The 18699-nt window shown below is 35.6% G+C and carries 17 protein-coding genes and 1 other RNA gene; 4 read left to right on the top strand and 14 right to left on the bottom strand.

Annotated features, from left to right (window positions below):
* Positions 1-389: 389 nt before the first annotated feature.
* Entirely contained in the window at positions 390-752 is a 363-nt protein-coding gene (locus tag BOD01S_RS08180; protein WP_036157223.1) for a cyclic-phosphate processing receiver domain-containing protein, read from the bottom strand.
* 245 nt (positions 753-997) lie between these two features.
* Here BOD01S_RS08180 and BOD01S_RS08175 point away from each other — a divergent pair, with 245 nt between their 5' ends.
* Positions 998-2134 carry a site-specific integrase gene (locus tag BOD01S_RS08175; protein ID WP_036157226.1) on the top strand — a complete coding sequence of 379 codons (1137 nt, stop codon included), beginning with the start codon at positions 998-1000 and terminating at the stop codon, positions 2132-2134.
* A 250-nt stretch (positions 2135-2384) separates the two neighbouring features.
* Here the strand turns inward: BOD01S_RS08175 and BOD01S_RS08170 are convergent, their stop codons facing one another.
* Entirely contained in the window at positions 2385-2828 is a 444-nt protein-coding gene (locus tag BOD01S_RS08170; RefSeq protein ID WP_036157227.1) for a hypothetical protein, read from the bottom strand.
* Positions 2829-3156: 328 nt separating this feature from the next.
* Between BOD01S_RS08170 and BOD01S_RS08165 the strand changes: the two genes are divergently transcribed.
* Positions 3157-3642, top strand: coding sequence for a hypothetical protein (locus BOD01S_RS08165; protein ID WP_036157229.1), 486 nt, complete (start codon positions 3157-3159; stop codon positions 3640-3642).
* A 15-nt stretch (positions 3643-3657) separates the two neighbouring features.
* On the opposite strand, the gene BOD01S_RS08160 is transcribed toward BOD01S_RS08165, so the two are convergent.
* From BOD01S_RS08160 to BOD01S_RS08110, 11 genes are all read right to left on the bottom strand, one after another.
* Positions 3658-4239: an SLATT domain-containing protein gene (locus tag BOD01S_RS08160; RefSeq protein ID WP_036157232.1), complete on the bottom strand. Its 582-nt coding sequence runs from the start codon at positions 4237-4239 to the stop codon at positions 3658-3660.
* Positions 4217-5089, bottom strand: a complete 873-nt coding sequence (locus BOD01S_RS08155) for an SMODS domain-containing nucleotidyltransferase (protein ID WP_036157234.1) — start codon at positions 5087-5089, stop codon at positions 4217-4219. The genes BOD01S_RS08160 and BOD01S_RS08155 overlap by 23 nt, the downstream gene beginning before the upstream one ends.
* An 87-nt stretch (positions 5090-5176) precedes the next feature.
* The gene (locus tag BOD01S_RS08150; protein WP_036157236.1) at positions 5177-5899 is read right to left on the bottom strand and encodes a M48 family metallopeptidase; all 723 of its coding nucleotides are present in this window, start codon (positions 5897-5899) and stop codon (positions 5177-5179) included.
* Between the two features lie 13 nt (positions 5900-5912).
* Entirely contained in the window at positions 5913-9014 is a 3102-nt protein-coding gene (locus BOD01S_RS08145) for a type I restriction endonuclease subunit R (RefSeq protein ID WP_036157238.1), read from the bottom strand.
* A 45-nt stretch (positions 9015-9059) separates the two neighbouring features.
* Entirely contained in the window at positions 9060-10262 is a 1203-nt protein-coding gene (locus BOD01S_RS08140; RefSeq protein ID WP_052124949.1) for a restriction endonuclease subunit S, read from the bottom strand.
* A 61-nt stretch (positions 10263-10323) separates the two neighbouring features.
* Positions 10324-11163, bottom strand: coding sequence for a DNA damage-inducible protein D (gene dinD, locus BOD01S_RS08135; RefSeq protein WP_036157240.1), 840 nt, complete (start codon positions 11161-11163; stop codon positions 10324-10326).
* 122 nt (positions 11164-11285) lie between these two features.
* Entirely contained in the window at positions 11286-12824 is a 1539-nt protein-coding gene (locus BOD01S_RS08130) for a type I restriction-modification system subunit M (RefSeq protein WP_036157242.1), read from the bottom strand.
* Positions 12825-13406, bottom strand: a complete 582-nt coding sequence (locus BOD01S_RS08125; RefSeq protein ID WP_036157244.1) for a restriction endonuclease subunit S — start codon at positions 13404-13406, stop codon at positions 12825-12827. It lies immediately after the preceding gene.
* 298 nt (positions 13407-13704) lie between these two features.
* Positions 13705-14682, bottom strand: a complete 978-nt coding sequence (locus BOD01S_RS08120; RefSeq protein WP_156117058.1) for a hypothetical protein — start codon at positions 14680-14682, stop codon at positions 13705-13707.
* A gap of 246 nt (positions 14683-14928) precedes the next feature.
* Complete coding sequence (locus tag BOD01S_RS23245; RefSeq protein WP_036157248.1) at positions 14929-15117, bottom strand: hypothetical protein; 189 nt, start codon at positions 15115-15117, stop codon at positions 14929-14931.
* Between the two features lie 38 nt (positions 15118-15155).
* Positions 15156-15377: a helix-turn-helix domain-containing protein gene (locus BOD01S_RS08110; RefSeq protein WP_052124950.1), complete on the bottom strand. Its 222-nt coding sequence runs from the start codon at positions 15375-15377 to the stop codon at positions 15156-15158.
* A gap of 543 nt (positions 15378-15920) precedes the next feature.
* Here BOD01S_RS08110 and BOD01S_RS23475 point away from each other — a divergent pair.
* Both BOD01S_RS23475 and BOD01S_RS08100 read left to right on the top strand, forming a co-directional pair.
* On the top strand, positions 15921-16187 hold the full coding sequence (locus BOD01S_RS23475; RefSeq protein ID WP_174523071.1) for a MerR family transcriptional regulator: 267 nt from the start codon (positions 15921-15923) through the stop codon (positions 16185-16187).
* A gap of 206 nt (positions 16188-16393) precedes the next feature.
* Positions 16394-17551 carry a site-specific integrase gene (locus BOD01S_RS08100; protein WP_036157250.1) on the top strand — a complete coding sequence of 386 codons (1158 nt, stop codon included), beginning with the start codon at positions 16394-16396 and terminating at the stop codon, positions 17549-17551.
* A 148-nt stretch (positions 17552-17699) separates the two neighbouring features.
* Here the strand turns inward: BOD01S_RS08100 and ssrA are convergent.
* Positions 17700-18056, bottom strand: a transfer-messenger RNA (tmRNA) gene (gene ssrA / locus BOD01S_RS08095).
* Positions 18057-18699: the final 643 nt, after the last annotated feature.

The raw sequence follows: 18699 nt of genomic DNA, 5'->3' as shown, positions 1-18699 counted from the left end.
TTAAAATTATTAATAATAATTTTATTTATATTTACTATATAATTGTACAGTATTTAACTAATTCTAAATAAATTCATTGAGGTGAATAACTTTTTTTGCAATAGCACCATCAGACATTAGATCGGACACATTTTTTATGAATTACCAGGTACCCAATGAAATTAACTTTTTACACCCATACCCTGGAATGTTAAAAGGTTGTCTAAAGGTGACAAACTACTCTTCCTACTTAAAGGATCTTAACGCAAAATTTGTGGTTTAGGTAGTTTTAAATATTACGTTAACCTTTCAATATACGAAGCTTAGATACGGTTTGGTAATGGGAAAGAATCTTCCGTTTCATATAAATCACTTATAATTATCAATTTGACGATTTGTTTAATATCACTTCATTCTGTATATTTATTTTCAGTAATAGAATAGTGATAAATTTCAATATCTGAATCAATGAAGCCTCTTCGCTTTGCCCCATGCAACGTTTGATACATATTCTCTCTACCAACAGGGTTGTCCGTATGAAGGTATATTTTGTTTGCTCGCATCCCTTTTTCACAAATATATTTTACTAAGTCATAACCCGTTGGCAATAGATTACCTTGTAAATCTTCTCCTAAATCATGGTCAAGAGAAAGTATATCTACTTCGTGATTTTCAAGTAGGTGAATTGCTTCCTGAAACGTTCTTGCCACAACAAAACCACTCGGGCAATCTCTTAAATCATCCACATAGAGATTTATTTTTTGTGTACCCAAAATAATCACACCCTTAATGCATCGTTTGTTTCAATTGTGTAATGTAATAAAAGATTTTGCAAACATTCAACCACTAATTACAAATAGCCTTTTTGCTATCATCATTATTTCTACATTAAATGCTCCCAAAATAAAGGAAGTTTATTTATTGGGAAACCGTTTTTTATAAGCTATACTTACAATATAGTTAATCGCAGCATTAACTGTACCCCTAGTTTCCCTGTATGGTTCTAGGAGGCATTTCAATGAAAGACAATATTAAATCGTATACAAAAAAAGATGGCAAAACCTACTATATGTTTAAACTTTATTTAGGAATGGATAGCGAAACAGGCAAACAAATTCATGTTACTAGACGTGGCTTTCTAACTAAAAAAGAGGCTAATCTAGCATTAGCTCAATTAAGAGTTGAAGTTAGCAATGGGGAATATAAGAAGCCTAAAACTGAAACATACGAGGATATATATAATGTCTGGATTCAGCACTACGAAAGAACTGTTGAAGAAAGTACCTTTGTCAAAACTCTTGTCATTTTCAAGCATCATATTTTACCTGCAATAAGTCACTACCGAATAGAGAAACTGAGTGTAGCAATCTGCCAAAGTTTTGTTGATGACTGTTCCTTGAAACTAAAAAGATTTCGAATGGTGAAAACTTACGCATCTAAAGTGATTGATTTTGCAATTAAGCGGGAGTACATCCGTTCTAATCCATTCAAGCTAGTGGATCTTCCAAAAAACAAAGCCTCTACTGTAGTAGATTCCGACGTCAACTACTATTCAAAGGAGCAGCTAGTTTACTTTCTTCAATGCTTAAAGCAATATGGAAACGCTCAAGTTACCGCATTTTTCTATCTGCTTGCTTTTTCAGGTATCCGTAAAGGTGAAGCACTTGCATTAACTTGGGCAGATTTAAATTTCGAAACGAAGGAACTGCTCATTACAAAAGCTCTTTCAAGAGGTAAAAATAACAAGCTCTATATTAAATCAACGAAAACCGATACTTCACGCCAGCTTTTAATCGATGATGAAACATGCCGCACATTATCCCAATGGAAAAAGATTCAGCAAGGCAAATTTCCAAATGGGAGTGATAAAATCCAATTAATGTTTACAAACGAACAAAATGGTTTATTGCAGCAAACAATCCCTAGAAGATGGCTCATGAAAATCATCGATAAATACAACTTACCTTACACACATGTCCATTCTTTTCGACATGTCCACTGCTCTTTGCTTTTCGAAGCGGGTGCAAGTGTCAAAGAAGTACAAGAACGATTAGGTCACACAGATGTGCAAACAACACTCAACATTTATACACACCTATCAAAGCGTGCAAAAAACGAAACAATTAATAAATTTGTTACGTACTTGAACTCATAAATTTGACCCAAAAGTGACCAGATTTTTGGCCAGTTTTCGATAAAAAGCCCAGAAAACTCAGTACAACTAAAAAAGAAAAAACCCTTGATATACAAGGGTTTTGACCACTCTAGACAACTCTAGAAAATTTATGTATGGAGACGGCGGGGCGGGGCTATGCCCTGTCATCGTGGAATACAGTTATATCAATGGTTTATAGCCATTCAAACCATTTTGACCTTAAACGAGAATTTACGGGGACAATTACTACTTACTTAATTACTTCTGTAACATGCGCATAACCAACGTAATATTCTTTATCCACTTTATTTTTTGTTGAGCAAAAAACTAAGTTCACTTTAAAATGCTCATTTGCCTTCATCTTAAATTCGTATTCCTTATAATCTATCATATATAAGTCTATTTCATCTATTCGAAATTCTAACTTCACTTTTTTACCCGCTATAGTAACATTTCTATATTTTGTACTTAATGTAACTCCTATATCATTTGGTCGATGGCAACAATCATAAAATGTTCCTTCTAAACCACAATACTCACTTACATCATTTGGCGTTTTTATCTGTTTGCATTGATTAATCTCAAATAAACTTACAACAAATTGTTCTACAAAACCACTTTCATGATTCATTTCAAACAAATAAATCGGGATTTGCTCACCTTTATAAAACGTTACATCATACTTCACTAACATAGATAACTCTCCTTGTTTTTAAACAAAACAAAAAAGCGCTATTGACTACAATCAAAACGAAAAATCGCATTTTGCAAGATGGTTCAATAGCACATTTGGATTAAGCAAGTTTATTTTGTAGGCAAAACAAAAAGTGCTATTGACCATAGGCAATGCAAAAAAGTTTTTTTTTGCAAGACTATGCAATAGCACTTGAATTGAATGAATTTATATTGTTGCGGTTAAGCAAGATTATCATACTAATTCATTTAATATTTTTCAAGTCCCTATGAATATTTTATAAACTAATGTCTATAATATAGCATCAAATTTTAAAGGAGATGTAAATATGAATAAAGACAAATTTCTTGCTCTTGATTGCAATCAGCGCGTTGCATTCGTTAATGATTTATTAAAAAATAATCATGATTTACAACAAGTTGCTGACAAAATTGGAATCAATTACTCAACATTTACAAAAGTAATGCAAGAGGACGATTACGTTTATATTAAGCGCGAGAACCAATACTACAAATTTGTTCGCAATGTAAATACGATTTCATCCGTCGATAATTCTGCGGACGAACTAACAGCCTTTATCAATGAAAATTTGGAAGTTCTTAAAAAGCTTATTGAGAAGTATAAACGCAATGATGACTTCACAATTGATAAAAAAATATTTGCTTCCAAACTCTCAACAAAGACGTTTCGTATGCCTGAAGAGTTGTACCAGCAGTTTGTCCGCACTTGTGAAAAGGAATTCCCACATTTAAAAATCCAAGACATTATTGCGCAACTACTCTTAAATTTCAGCAATAATTATTCAAACAGTTAGAAGTAGTTTGGTCGCCTAAACTACTTCTTTATTACTTCTTAAATGTTTAGGAAGCATAAAATCAATTTCGTCATCTGAAAAAGTCAGTTCTTCATTCTTCTTTAAGGCTTCTTGAGCTTTTTTATAAGCTTTAGATAATGTTATCGGTGCATTACTATATATTTCTGAGGTTCTTAATTGCAATTCATCACGCGCAGTTCTAATTTCTTCAATGCTCATAGTATCCATATCAGCTATTAAAGAAATATAATCCTCACGTATTACCCATAATGTCTGCGCCACATTTCTATGTTTTTTTGAATTACCATCAAAATCAAACTCCCGCATAATTGTAGTAACTACTAATAACATCAAGGATACTAATGTACCAACCCAAGTTGTAATTTCACCATCACCTAACAGCACGATTAAAAATGCGCCTGCTACCAAAGTTGATAATATAAGTTGAATCGTTTTATATCTTGTTTCTTTCTTTTCTAATAATACTGCGCTTATATCATGTGTTTTTTGAGTATATGCAACACGCCCGTAACATTCTCGTATCTGACTCATTAATTTAGTTCTTTGCTCAACCTCAACTTGGGAATTTCGTTCCAAATAGCTCCCTCCATTCCCTTTTCGAAGAATATTCATTCCCATTTGATTCATATTCAATAGCCTTTAACGCTATATTTTTTGCTTGTTTAGCCTTGTAATCAAAACTATGAACTTTATCTATTCTTCTATTACTACCAGGTACGTACCAATATGTTTTATCGGATTGTTCAATTAAGAAATCAAAAAAGTCGCGAATCATCCAATCATAATATAAATAGGATTTATCACTATATGACCAATTTTGCATGAATCTATAACATAAAGTATCAATTAAGTAACCACTCATTTGAACATTATTTTTATTTTTCCATGCTCTAATCATTCTGCAAAGTCGCTTAAGGTTTTTATTACTGCTTTTATTTAATTCGTTGAACGCTTTTATTTCTGCTTTAGGGTTAGTCGTTTTCCAACTACCGCCATTATTTGTATCGGGATAAGTATATGTTTCATCATCATTCAAAAAACATGGAACAATTTCATAAGAAATATTGTCCTCAAAATCCACTTTAACTACTTGTCCATCTCCGCGCTTATATGATTTGTAAGTTTTTTCAATCGATTCTTTAACTGCCTGTAATAAAGCGGATTGCCCATTAGAAGTATAATTATTATATTTCACATAAGTCGAATAAGGTAAGCGTACTAACAAATCAATATCACTTGTATAAATATCTGTACCTCGCCCATAAGACCCTGAATAAAAACTATGATCAGTATCTGAAGTCGATCCCCAAAAATCTATATTTAGTTGTTTTGTAATACGCTTTGTTCGGTAAGTTATTTTGTTTACTGTTTCTTCGCTCATTCTTAAATTCTTACAAAAAGTTTCAAAGTTACTTGCTACACCCATAGATATTCCCCCTATAAAAAGACCGTTTCCTTGCGGAATGCTAAGAAACTGTCGAAAGTTAATATTCATGATGTAATTTCTAAGATGTTATAGTTCGCGCACAATTTCTTCATCTAATATCTTTTTACGCTTCTCCCAATCTGGCATTAGCGTAAATAACATATTGTAAAAGCTTTCACTGTGGTTATTGTACTTAAAATGTATTAATTCGTGCAGTATTACATAGTCAATGCAGTATTTTGGCGCCTTGATAAGCTCCGTATTAATTAAAATCGTATTGTTGTCAATTTGAGCTGAACCCCAGCGCGCTTTCATGACGCGTATTTCAAGGGCAGGCTTTTCAACGCCATACTTGTTCATTAATGCGGACATCTTATTTAATGATTCACCGAAAATTTTATATGCCTTTTCCTTGTACCACGCATCCATTAACTTCTCTTTCTTAGAAAAGTTCGCTGGGTTCTGCGTTTGCAAATATATAAAACCTCTAAAATACTTGACCGCTTCGTCTGCCGAATGTTCGACGCGCAGGCGGTACTGTTTCCCTAAATATTTGAATGACTCGCCACTTACATATTCGCGTTCGCTTTGTTTATGTGGAAGTACGTCTTCAAATTGCTTTACGTTTTTCAAAATCCAGGAGCCTTTGCTTTTCACAAAGTCATATATAAAACTTAACGGCACTTTCTCATTAGCTGATATTTGAATGCTCATATCAGGCTTAATGTTTAAATTGACGTTTTTGACGTCTTTTCGTTCAATCCAAAAATCAATAGGCTGATTGCCGAAGTGAATTTGGTGCTTTTCCATATTGCTCACTACCTTAATAACGCTTGATGGCTACTGTTTTTACTTGTTCAATCACTTTGTCAATCGTGTCGAATTCTAATGTTACATTATTTTCATTTGAGAAATCAAACAATAAATCATCAATGTCTTGAGCAATACGATTGTGAATTTGCGGGTTGTTATGCCAATCAACTTTTTGATGTTGCTTAATAATTGCATCCATCTTGATTGCTAAATTAGCAAAGTCTTCATCGCCATACGATACTTGCTCGTCATTAATTGTTAAAAGGTCTTTCGTAACGCCATAAAATGCTTGTGCATGGCCATTATCTTTAATGATTGATGGATAATCTTCTTTTGGCTCTCCTTGACGGAATTCTTTTAGCAATTCATTCATTGAATTTAAGTAATCTGCTTCTGAAATGCGCTTTTCCTTATATTCGTCTATTACTTGCTGAATGCGCTCGGAGAACTTCTTATAGTACGCAGGGTTTTCGTCCCATTTCGTGCTGACGCTTTTCGTTAAACGTGTACGAATCGCATCTGCCTTAGCGCGCTTTGAGCCAAGACGTTCAAGCTCCTCCTCAAACCCTTTTTCGTTCAAAATGTCGACTGGGTTCGTAATACGAATAATGTCCTCGGCTGAAATGTATTGGTCCATCAGCTTTTGCATTTTCGCCTCGTATTCCTTATGGTCAATCGAATCTGAGTAGCGTAATTTAACACTTTTACGAAGCTCTTGGAAGAATTTCAAGTCTTTCTTATATTTATTCAGTTCATCTTCCTGTAAAGCATTATATATACGTTCTGATTCTAAAGCGATAGCAAGGTTACGACCGAACTTACTTAACATGTCATAAAAATCGTTACGCAGTTCTTCGTCTTCTAATAACACTTCATACTCTTCAACGTCCGACTTATTGCGAATCGGCGCAAAGATGTCCCATAACTGTGAGTTATATTGACGAAGCTCACCGATAATTGTAATGACATCGTAAATAGCGCCCTGAATGTCTTCGGGATCGAAGTTTTCAAGTCCCGCGCCTGAATACATTTGTAATGCTTCGTCTAACTTTTCGAGTAAGCCACGGTAGTCGATGATAAGACCGTAATCTTTACCTTCATATAGTCGGTTTACTCGGGCAATCGCTTGTAATAACGTATGCTCTTTCATGGGCTTATCAATATAAAGAATCGATGCTCGCGGTGCGTCAAAGCCTGTTAAAAGTTTATCGACTACTATCAATATATCAATTTCATCGCCGTTTATAAATTCGTCTTTGATTGCATCCTCGTAGGCGTCGGCAGTGCCATAACGGTCCATCATTTTCTTCCAGAAGCGTTGAATTAAATCTTGAGAATCTTCATCAATGGAATCGTGACCTTCACGCTGATCTGGCGGAGAAATAACGACCGCGCAGTTTAAATCGCCGAACTCCTCGAAGAAATTCAAATAACGAATCGCTTCCATCTTACTATTTGTCGCCAACATCGCCTTAAATTGTGAGCCTTGCGTTTTATAGTTGCGATAGAAGTGGTCATTAATATCGAAAGCAATCATGCTAATGCGCTGATCCGACGAAGCAATTCGCTCAAAGTGCGCCCACTTTTTCATTACTTCTTCTTTTTGATTGTCATTTAAATGACGCGTAATCATGTTTAGACGATTATCAATTGCTATCTTGTTAACAGTTTGATCGACCATTTTACCTTCATATAATAAAGGAACGATGGCTTTATCATTCACCGCATCTGCAATCGTATATTTATGAATGAGCTTACCGAATTTAATCATCGTGCTCTTTTCTTTTTTCATTAATGGTGTACCAGTAAAGCCAAGATACGACGCGTTCGGGAATACTTTCTTCATTTTATTATGAAGCTTCCCGTACTGTGTGCGGTGCGATTCATCGACAAGGACGAAAATATCACGTGAATCATTCACTTGTTGTTTTGCAGAAGCTGTATCAAATTTATGGACCAATGTAGTGACAATGTCTGTGTTGCCGTCATTTAATAAGGCAATTAAATGATTACCTGAGTTTGCACGGCTTGCTTTTAGGCGCGTATGATTAAACGTCTTATGAATTTGTTTGTCCAGTTCTACACGATCTGTAACGATAACGACTTTTGGGTTTACATATGATATCTCCGTTAAAATATAGCGTGCCAGCATGACCATCGTTAATGATTTACCAGAACCTTGTGTGTGCCAAATAACACCTGATTGACGATTGCCGTTTTCGTCACGCTGTTCAACTGTATTTAAGATTTCTTTAATTGCAAAATACTGCTGATAACGAGTAACCTTCTTCACATCTTTATCGAATAGCGTAAAGAATGCTGTTAACTCCAATAGGCGAGCTGGATGGAACATAGAAATAATATTTTTGTCTTGCGTTGTTGGTAAACGGTCTGTTACAGCCTTTTGTAACAATTGCTCTAACCAATCTTGCTCTTCTTCCTTCCAAATGGACCAAAACTTTTTAGGCGTACCACAAGTTGCGTACTGCGTTTCGTTTTTATTTGTCGCCATGACAATTTGAATAAACTTAAACAGTTGTGGAATATAATCATTTTTTTGATTGCGAATCATTTGACTAATGCCTTGGCTCATGGAAATAGAGGATTTTTTACACTCAATGACCGCAAACGGAATACCATTTATGAAAAGTACAATGTCAGGACGTGCAAGTTTACCGTCCGCGCGCTCAACCGAAAACTCTTCAACGACATGAAAAACGTTGTTTTCGATATTGTCCCAGTCTATAAACTGTATTGTAAAAGATCTCTTTGAGCCGTCAGGAAGAAACTCTGTGTAGCTACGTCCTAACATAATTGTTTCATAAATCGCTTCATTCGCCTTTACAAGTCCATTCGTTAACGGCTCGTCTAAATCGCGAATTGCTTGTTGAATGTTGTTTTCGGTAAATGAATACGCCATTCCTTTAGATTCATAACGGTTAATTTTTCGCAGTTGATCTTCCAACACATCTCGAAGTAATACTTTATGAAGATTCCCGCGCATTCGCTCTGCTTGCTCTGTTGGGATATAGGTATATCCCACACTTTGTAACACTTCCAGCGCAGGCTGTTGACTTATATTAATTTCATCATAAAGTTGCTCAGTGGACACATCGCCACCTCCAATCTATTTAATGAAGGAAAAGGAGGAAAAGTTTTACACTTCCACTCGAATTTTTCCTGTAAGGAGTTGTTGCATCAAGGCTTTTTTTTGTTTATTTAGAAGTAATAGTTCTCCTCCTAATAAATCAATTTCCCTATCCGCATTTGAAAGTATTTTTCTTATTTCAAGTTGTTCTTCAAAAGGTGGAAATCTCACCATAATTTCTTTCAAAGAATCTTTATTTAAAGTAATTCCTTTTGCGGCCCTTGAACCATATTGTGTAACATCAATTGAATTTAAATAGTAATACAAATACTCACTGTCAAGAATTCCAGAGTTTTTCACACCGAAGCTGACAATTGCTTCGTTGGAATACATTTCTTCTTTCGTAATTGCCAGTCTACCAATAGTTAATTTAAAACTCATTATTACTGTATCTTTAGGTATAATTTTAATTCCAGACTCTTTTATAGCTAATTCCGTTATTTGTTCACGGGTTTTAGATATATATTTCCCCTTCATATCGGATATTGCTATCCAACTATATCCCTTTCCCCAGTATAGAGCTTTATTTCTACTTGGCGTTTTTCCCATATTTAAATCACAAACTTTTTCAATCGGCTGTATTTCCCATTTTCCTCTAAAACCAGATAACCTAATTTTCCCACTTAGAAGCTTTAGTTCTAACCCTTTTTTCTGCTCTTTTTTCTGCTCAATTAACTTTTCCTTCAGTTCAATCGCTTTATCCCAGATATTTAATAGAGAAATTATTTTCTTTTGTTCTGATAAACTCGGAATGTCTATATACATCTCTTTCATTATTTGCGTTGTTAAATTATTAAAAACCCCACCCGTAGTCGCTGATGATTGCATTTTCTCATGTAATTGTTCAAACAAATAATATAGATATTCAGGTTCCAATTCTTTAAAGTCATCAAACCCAAAAAAACCATCGTGGATACATGCAGGAATAGCCAATATCCCTGGAATTGCTACCCTTGTTCCAGAACAGCTAAGAACTACGGAACCCTTTTCTAAATATCTGCTCTTTTTAGCACCTTCCTCTGTTAAACTATCTACGCGTGGGGTAACGTATTTACCATCACGCGTAACATCTTCTATTAATACCCTTGGAATAGGTCCACCATAATAACGTGGATCTCCTTTTGGTCTTGGACTTGCTCCTCGAAATACTCTAACAACTTCTTGTAGTTGAACAGTTTTCCATTCTTTTGTTTTTATCTCGGGCGCTTGCATGCCTTACACCTCTGTTTCTTTTAAATGATTAAGTTCAATAATACAAATTGACTACTCAATCTTATTTGTCCTTATTTAATAACTTCTTTTGTTCAATTTTCTCAATCTGCTTAATACTTTTTTCAGGAGTTGGTAAATCTTCAGGCATTGTTCCACCAAGTTCTTCAATAGTTTGTCTTACTTTTTTACCTACCTCGTAATGCGCGCGATTGGCATTCTCTTTACCTTGAACATTTTCTCTTCGAAGCTTTTCATCTGTTTGTGTTGCGCGGAATAAGTTGGCCGCGAGTTCTGTACTTCCCATATGATCTAAAATTTTATGACTTTTTTTCAGACCTTTTCGGGCATGTATTCCTTTAGCATCTAACCCACCATACAAACCTCTATAACCGTGATTCTGAAAAGTTGCATAATCAAAATTCGTTTCTACACCCGCAAGCATGGCCGCCTCTTGTAAAGATTTATTATGCGCTTTTAATTCGTTTCGAATTGCTAATCGTTTTTTGTCTTCATCTAATGTTTCAAATTGCTCTTGAAGTTCTTGTTTTCTTGTTTGTACCGCAAAATATGTCTGTCCTAAAGCAACAACTTCTTTTTTAGGATCAGCGTTTTGTACAACTAAATAACAAGCATATCGTGAAAGTTCATAATCTTCTACTTCTCTTATTGCTCCTGATCCGAGCTCAACCATTTTTCCCACTTGGGAAAAATGGTCTTCAACTTCATAACCACTATTTAAACAAGCCGTTTTCGCCTTATCTATAACATTCAAAAATTTATCAAAACGTTTATAGTCTAATATTTGAGCTAAATCTCTTGCATACCAAAAGTCTTCCCCATATTCATTGACATTACGATAATGTTCGAAAGTTTGTTCACTATATTTTTCAATTTCACTCATATACTGTATCCCCTTTTCTTCCAACCTGTAAGAGTTACTTACATGTTCGACTCCCTTTGTTAATTATTCATGAACCATTCGGAAAAATCGAATAGTTCACTGTTAAAAAATTAATCGATAACTTATAACCCTAATTCCTTCAAATACTTCTCCATCTCAGCTTCCACAACAGCTAATTCCTTCTTGATGTCCGAGATATTTTGCTTCACTGCTTCCATATCGATTGGAGCCTCTTCCTCAAACGTGTCAACATAACGAGGAATATTTAAATTATAGTCATTTTCTTGGATTTCTTTTTTAGTAGCTTTGTATGAATACTTATCAATTGTTTTACGGCTATCATAAGTAGTGATGATTTTTTGTAAGTCCTCTTCACGTAGCTTGTTTTGATTTTTACCTTTTTCGTAGTTACCTTCACCTGATGCATCTATAAATAGCACATCTTCACGCCCACGATTTTTCTTGAATACAAGAATACACGCTGGAATGCTTGTACCATAAAACAGACCTTCTGGTAAACCGATTACCGCATCAAGTAAATTCATTTCGATAATCTCTTTACGAATTTTTCCCTCACTCGCACCTCGGAATAATACACCATGAGGTAAAATCGTTGCCATTGTCCCATTCTCAGCTAATGAATATAACATGTGTTGTACAAATGCATAATCACCTTTAGATGTTGGCGGTACGCCCCATTCGAAACGGCGATATGGATCTAAACCTGCTTCCATCTTAAATTTTTCATCTTTATCTTTTTTAGATGTTTCATTTGCAAAGCCCATTGCCCATTTATCTAATGAGAACGGCGGATTAGCTACGATTTTTTGGAACTTCATTAGCTTACCGTCCTCTAAATGTAGCGGATTCGCTAACGTATCGCCCCACTCGATATTAGCGTCATCAATGCCATGTAAGTACATGTTCATTAACGCTAATGAATGTGTTGCGCCGTTACGCTCTTGCCCGTAAATCGCGACTTTATTATTTGGTACTTGCTTTGCAACACGAACTAATAATGAACCCGATCCACATGTTGGGTCATAAATGCGGTCATTTTCTTGTGGCTTCACTAAACGTGCTAATAATTCAGAAGCCATTGTAGGCGTGTAGAACTCCCCGCCTTTTTTACCCGCATCTGAGGCAAACTGCTCAATCATATATTGATAAGCGTTACCGATAACATCTTCACTTCCAATTACAGAAGGTTTTAAATTTAGTTTATTAATGTCTTCTAATAATGTACGCAACATTGCGTTACGCTCTTTCGCTTTCCCTAAAACCGCTTCGCTATTGAAGTCGATGTTGCGGAATACGCCACGAAGCTTACCAGTGTTTTCGTTTTCAATGCGCTCTAACACTTTATTGATGATTTCACCGATTTCAGCATCATTACGTTTGCTGTACAGATAATCAAATGTTGACTCATTATCTAATACAAAACGCTCACGTGTTAATGCGCGTTGAATACGTTGTTCATCACCGTTATAACGCTCTGTGTATTCTTCTAAATGTTCCTTATATGAATCACTTAAATATTTAATGAACATCATCGTTAAAATGTAGTCCTTATAAATACTTGAATCGATTTTTCCGCGGAATGTATCCGCGGCCTGCCATAATATACTATTGATTTGATCTTGCGAAACTTTCTCTGCCATCTAATTTCCTCCTAATTCCATTCCTTGAAGCACTTTGTTTGTCTGCGCTTGGAATAGCTTTTCTTTTTCTTCTATTAATTGATTTAGTAACTGTGTTTCCTGTAAATGAAGCTTATACAATTGAATAATACTTCGTTGCTTTTCGAGAGGCATTGATTCAATCGGTATTGCACTTAACGTCGCTTTATTCGTACTTGGAATTCGCGTACCTGATTGTCCTTTTTCTAACTCTTTTTTCGCTGGCGCCGTGTTCAAATACCACGCTACATATTCGGGCAAAATGAAATCCACTTGAACATCAATCACCGCAAATGACGAAGGAATTAATAGTCCCGTTTTTGATTCATCAATATAGACCGCCGAATACGGATAATTCAAACGGAACAGTATATCCCCTTCCTTCGTGAAATAATGCGGACTTAGCACCTCATTGCTCTCGAACAGTTCAAATGATTCATCTAAAGAATCAATACTTTTAATCGTAAACATACGGTACGTTGCTTTTACTTCACTTGAAGTAGATGCTTTTTTACGCGTAATTACCATTCCCGCGCGAATATCCGCTATATCTCCTAACTGCAAAATCACACCTCCAAATCGTTAAATTAATTATTTAACATTTAAGTTAAATCAATCATATAACAAAAAAGAAGTGTTTGCAAACGAATTGTGAGAAAATTTTTCAAATTATTTGATTCTGTTACAAAGCTAACCATTTCGCTTCGCATCAGTGTGTTTAATTGCGCAAGGATAATCTAATCGAATCACTATTATAATCGCAAACATAATTCGAATTGACATACAATCGCGAATAGAATTCGAAGCTAAGTTATGCGAAATTACGATTAGACTCTACTTTAAATAGAACAACAAATAGAATTTATTCGAATATCGAAAATAAACTATTCAGCGGATTATCGAACTGTTTAGGAGCTTTTGGGTAATTTTTGGGTATGCATACTGGATTTATGCCCAGATTTTGAAGCAGACGCATCGCTTTTTTATACTTGTGTGGCGACACATGCTTTTTTGGGGTACTTAAACTATGAGAAGATGTTTTTAGGAGAAATTCTTTTAGAAGACTTTTATCGAAAGCGCTAAGCTGAGAGTCGCAAATAATTCGCTCAGCCTCGGAGTATTTGTAATAATCCCCTTGAGGATAAATTGGGATTAAATACTTTTGAAGATATTCATTAAACGGCTCTTCTTTAAAATAATTTGATAAATGCATCGAGATAGGATTAGGACAGCGTGCACTCGCTTTATAGTATAAATGTTGATACATCAATCTCACTTCAAATCGTACAACATCTTTTTCGTATACTTGAGTTTCGCATTCCTTAGCTTCTCTTTCTGCTTCCTTATCATATGCAGTTGTAACAATAGAACCTGAGCTATGGTAGATTGTCGTTTTATACTTTTCAAACTCACCTGATGCACTCTTCTTTCCTTTGTATTTATGCTGAAAACGATAGCGGTCAACATGCTTTGTAATCAAATGAAAATATAGCTCCCGTAACTGTTTATTCGGCAGAATGACATCGTAGCGATAATCGATTCGCACTAAAATATGGTCTTCATAAGGTGCGTGACCTATAAGCATCATGAGCAATTCCATAATACGTTGCTTGACTTCAAGATAATCTGATTCCTGTATATCCGATTTCCTTAAAAGAAGTATTACGTCAACGACTAATGAAAGATAGATCTTGCCTGGATGGCGCACTACTCTAACTGTAAACGCATTATTAAAATATTCAGCATAATGCATTTGAATATAATCATTTACTTGTTTATAGTTACCGCCGACAGTTTCTTCTAAAGTGTTTAAGTCCTCCTCCTTGATGCCAATGTTCATTTGAAACGTATGAAGCATTCAAATTACCCCTTTCATGATAGAAGCTATACATTTGGAATGCGGGATAAGTCAAACCATTGATATGATTAGGTTTCTTTACATTTTTTTATCCCGACTCAACTATTATTATTTCTTTTTTCAGGCTGAAAATTTCGTAATCAAAGATGATTATACAAAGCAAAATGATTTTGAAAAGCCCTTACCATGTCGGACCCCGTTTTATGTAATAAAAAAGACCGAGAACAATTACGTCCTCGGCTCAACAGCGTACATTTCCTTGAAAGCACTTATTAAACTCCCTACCTCACAAAGTTCGCACCACATTGTTTGTTCATTCCAGTCAAACTCCGCAATCCGTTCAATTAAATGAATTACCTGCCTTGTTTCCTCTTCAGTTAAAATCTTGTCCGCAACGCGCAACGGCGACTTGAACATTAACGAATACAGATCTACTACTTCATCTTCTTGCTCAACTAACCTTCTGCCAGCGTCAATACATCTACCTTTAACGCAAGCGCAAGTTCCACTAAAATTGGGAACGATGGAGATTGCTTTTCGTTGCGTTCCAATCGCGAGATATAACTCGGACTTACGCCACTCTCAACGCTCACTCGTTGTAACGACATCCCACGGGCTTTACGCAAACGCTTCAATTTCTCCCCAAATGCTTCATCGAATACCTTTACAGATTTCATATCCTTGCCTCCTCCTAATATATACCGCTATGGTACTCCTTGATTTGTTTTTTTATATTTTAGAAGCGCATCAGGTTTTTATAACTATTTTTTGCAAACAAATGCTATAATTTATTTAATCGCGGTGTATTGCCTCGGCTTGCACTTAAGGAAGCTGGATGCGTCTGGTTCTCATTAAATTTTTTTTATAAAAAATATTGACTCTAAAAAAATTTTATTGTATTTTATATTTGAAAATTGAATATAGACAAATAACATATGGATTTTTATTTAATAGCTTTTGATATTTTGTAACTGGTTTATTTAAATGTACATGTTTTTATTTAGAATGCTTTTTAGCAAACAATGGGTGTAGTGTGCCCATTTATAGGCTAATTGCACCTTCTAAGTAAGACTGTATCTTTAAATAAGCCAGTTTTTTATTTTGCCCGCCTTCCTCCTGCCAATCAAATTACCTACATATTACGAAAGGAGGAACACGCTATGTAGTTACATTTGCAACCTTATCGACTTATTAACAATTTAATTAGGAGGTCAATCTAAATGGAGTTAAATGCATTAGATATTCAATCCACCACACAGGCAATCGTTTTGAATACATTCACTGAATTACTTGAGGAAATTGTTAATAATAAGAAAGATAAACCAAAGGAATGGATGTCAATTGAAGAAGCGCGCAACTATATTGGTGTATCCCACAATACCTTTAATAAGTTCCGCATTATGGGACTAAAGGTTGCTGAAATTGACGGCATAAAACGCGTATCAAAAAGCGAAATCGATCGTTTCCTTACTGAACATTCATTTTAATTCCACGTTGTAAACAACCCTTTCTATTAGCAATCTGCTAATCAAAATTTCCATTACTCAAAACTTTAAAATAACTTACGGTGGCAAATTACGCTATTTTTTAGACAACTCGAACCCGTAATTTTATAATATAGGTGTTTCATTAAGTAACGCTGGTTATATTCCCTTTGTAATTTGTCCCCGTAATTATAGGAGGAATACTAACTATGCCAAAGAAATCAAACACTCCGATTAAAGCGTACAAGAAAAAAGATGGTAAGACTTATTATATGTTCAAAGTTTATCTCGGCTTGGATCCTATGACTGGCAAACCTCAATACACAACGCGTCGTGGCTTTAAGTCTGTGAAAGAGGCACAATCTGCTCTTACGCGAATTCAGTTTGAAATTGCGAACGGGACGTTTCAAAAAAGAACTTACGAATCATACCGCGATTTATACGATGCGTGGGTAGAATCATATAAAAATACAGTTGAAGAAAGTACCCTAAATAAAACACTAAAATATTTCGAGCATCATATTCTACCTGCAATCGGTGATTATCGTATTGAACAGTTAAATGTGGATATTTGCCAGAAATTTGTTAACAGGCTTCATGAGAAATTAGTAAAAGCGCGGACAGTTAAAGCATACGCTTCAAAGGTATTAGATTACGCTATTAAACGTGACCTTATTCAATCAAATCCATTTAAATTAGTAGAAATGCCGAAAAAGCGCGCACCTAAAAAAAGCATAAATCGAGTTGAGCGTAACTTTTATTCGAAGGAAGAGTTAAATAGACTACTTTCTCTTATGAAGGAAGAAAGCAATCGAAAAGCATATGTGGCAATTCACGTATTAGCTTTTACAGGGATGCGTATAGGAGAATTAACAGCGCTGACTTGGGAAGACATTGATTTTGACAAAAAAGAAATGACAATCAATAAATCCATAGGGCGTGGAGTAGAAAATAATTTGTACGAGAAATCTACTAAAACAGGTACGAGCCGAACAATTAGTTTAGATGATGAAACGATTAATCTATTAAAAGAGTGGCAATTTGACCTTAAAAACAATTTAGGTAGACGATTTAAAAAGAAGAAGCAGTTAGTGATGCCCAATGAAGAAAACAATTATTTGCAACAGACTAAAACTCGTAAGTGGCTCAATTATGTAATTAATAAATATAAACCTCCACCACTTACCACCCACGGCCTCAGACACACTCATACTTCGCTCTTGATCGAGTCAGGTGCAAATATGAAACAGGTCCAACAACGCCTCGGTCATTCAGACATAAAAACGACGATGGACATCTACACGCACTTAACTGCGCATGCCGAAAAAGAAACGGTTAATTTATTCACCAACTCCTTAAAATCGTGACCATAGATTGACCATAAAATTGACCTTATAAAGATGAAATTGAATGAAACCAGATGAAAGTAAATGGATCTCTAAAAAAGCAAAAAACCCTTGAATATCAAGGGTTTTGAGATTCATTGAAATCAAATGAAATTCAATGAAATCCATATTATGGAGACGGCGGGAGTCGAACCCGCGTCCAGAAACTCCAATACGCCAGCTTCTACGCGTGTAGTTTGTCTACTTGCGATTCATGCAGCATTATGCCGACAAACAGGCGTCCTGTGCACTAACCTGGAAATCTCTTACCGCTGACTCAGGTGGTACCAGCAGGTCGTATCCCACTAAAGTTGGGCCCCACGGACTGCACATGGGCGATGCAGAGGCGGAGCGCTTACGAGCTTACGCTGCGAAAGCTAAATTTTGTTGTTTGCCAGTTATTATATAACTTCCGTTGATGACGGAGCCGAGACCTCCGACGCGCGACTAGAGCTTGAACCATCCCTGTCGAATCCGTAACGTCCCCGAATAATAGAAGGCGTATAATACGCACTATGTCCGGGTCACGAGCTGTGTCGTGTACGGGTAGAACAAAACGCACTTGTTCTATAATGAGTATCGTATGAGTAGATACCCACTGGCAACTTACAGTACTTATTATAACGCGTGAACGGCATAACTTCAAGAGAAGTGCCTGCCTCTTTTCCCTATTGATTACTGGCGCCGCTGCCAAATCATTCTCTTCCTCCTTTTCTATGGAAATCTCCTTTCTTTACGTCATCCGAAAACTTCCGACATACTTGGAATTACAGCTCTAATTCCTTTGCTACAAAAATAGATACAGATCCTTTTTTGTTCTGTCCTTCTTTAGCAGCTGCATATTGCAAAACAGCCAAATCCATATACGACATAACGTAAAATAAACGTTATGTAGATTGTCTTTTATTTTTATTTAAGTTGTATGTCAAAATCAGCAGAGAGTCGTTTTGGCTGTTTAAAAATCTTCCATTAAGATTTTGGAGTCCTAAGCAATTAGCGTTTGCTAAAAGTACTTGTTAAGATGCACTGTGCTGGAAGATCAAAGCGTTCTTATATAAAATGCTAGCCCTCCCTCCCAGACATTGAAAGTATACTAGAAGGAACGGTTATTTTTTATAGAGGAAAAAGCA

It is taken from the genome of Lysinibacillus odysseyi 34hs-1 = NBRC 100172, assembly GCF_001591965.1.
In the GTDB taxonomy this organism is placed as follows: domain Bacteria; phylum Bacillota; class Bacilli; order Bacillales_A; family Planococcaceae; genus Lysinibacillus_B; species Lysinibacillus_B odysseyi.
Note: the sequence above shows the minus strand (reverse complement) of the source record. Positions and strands in the feature narration are given on the sequence as shown.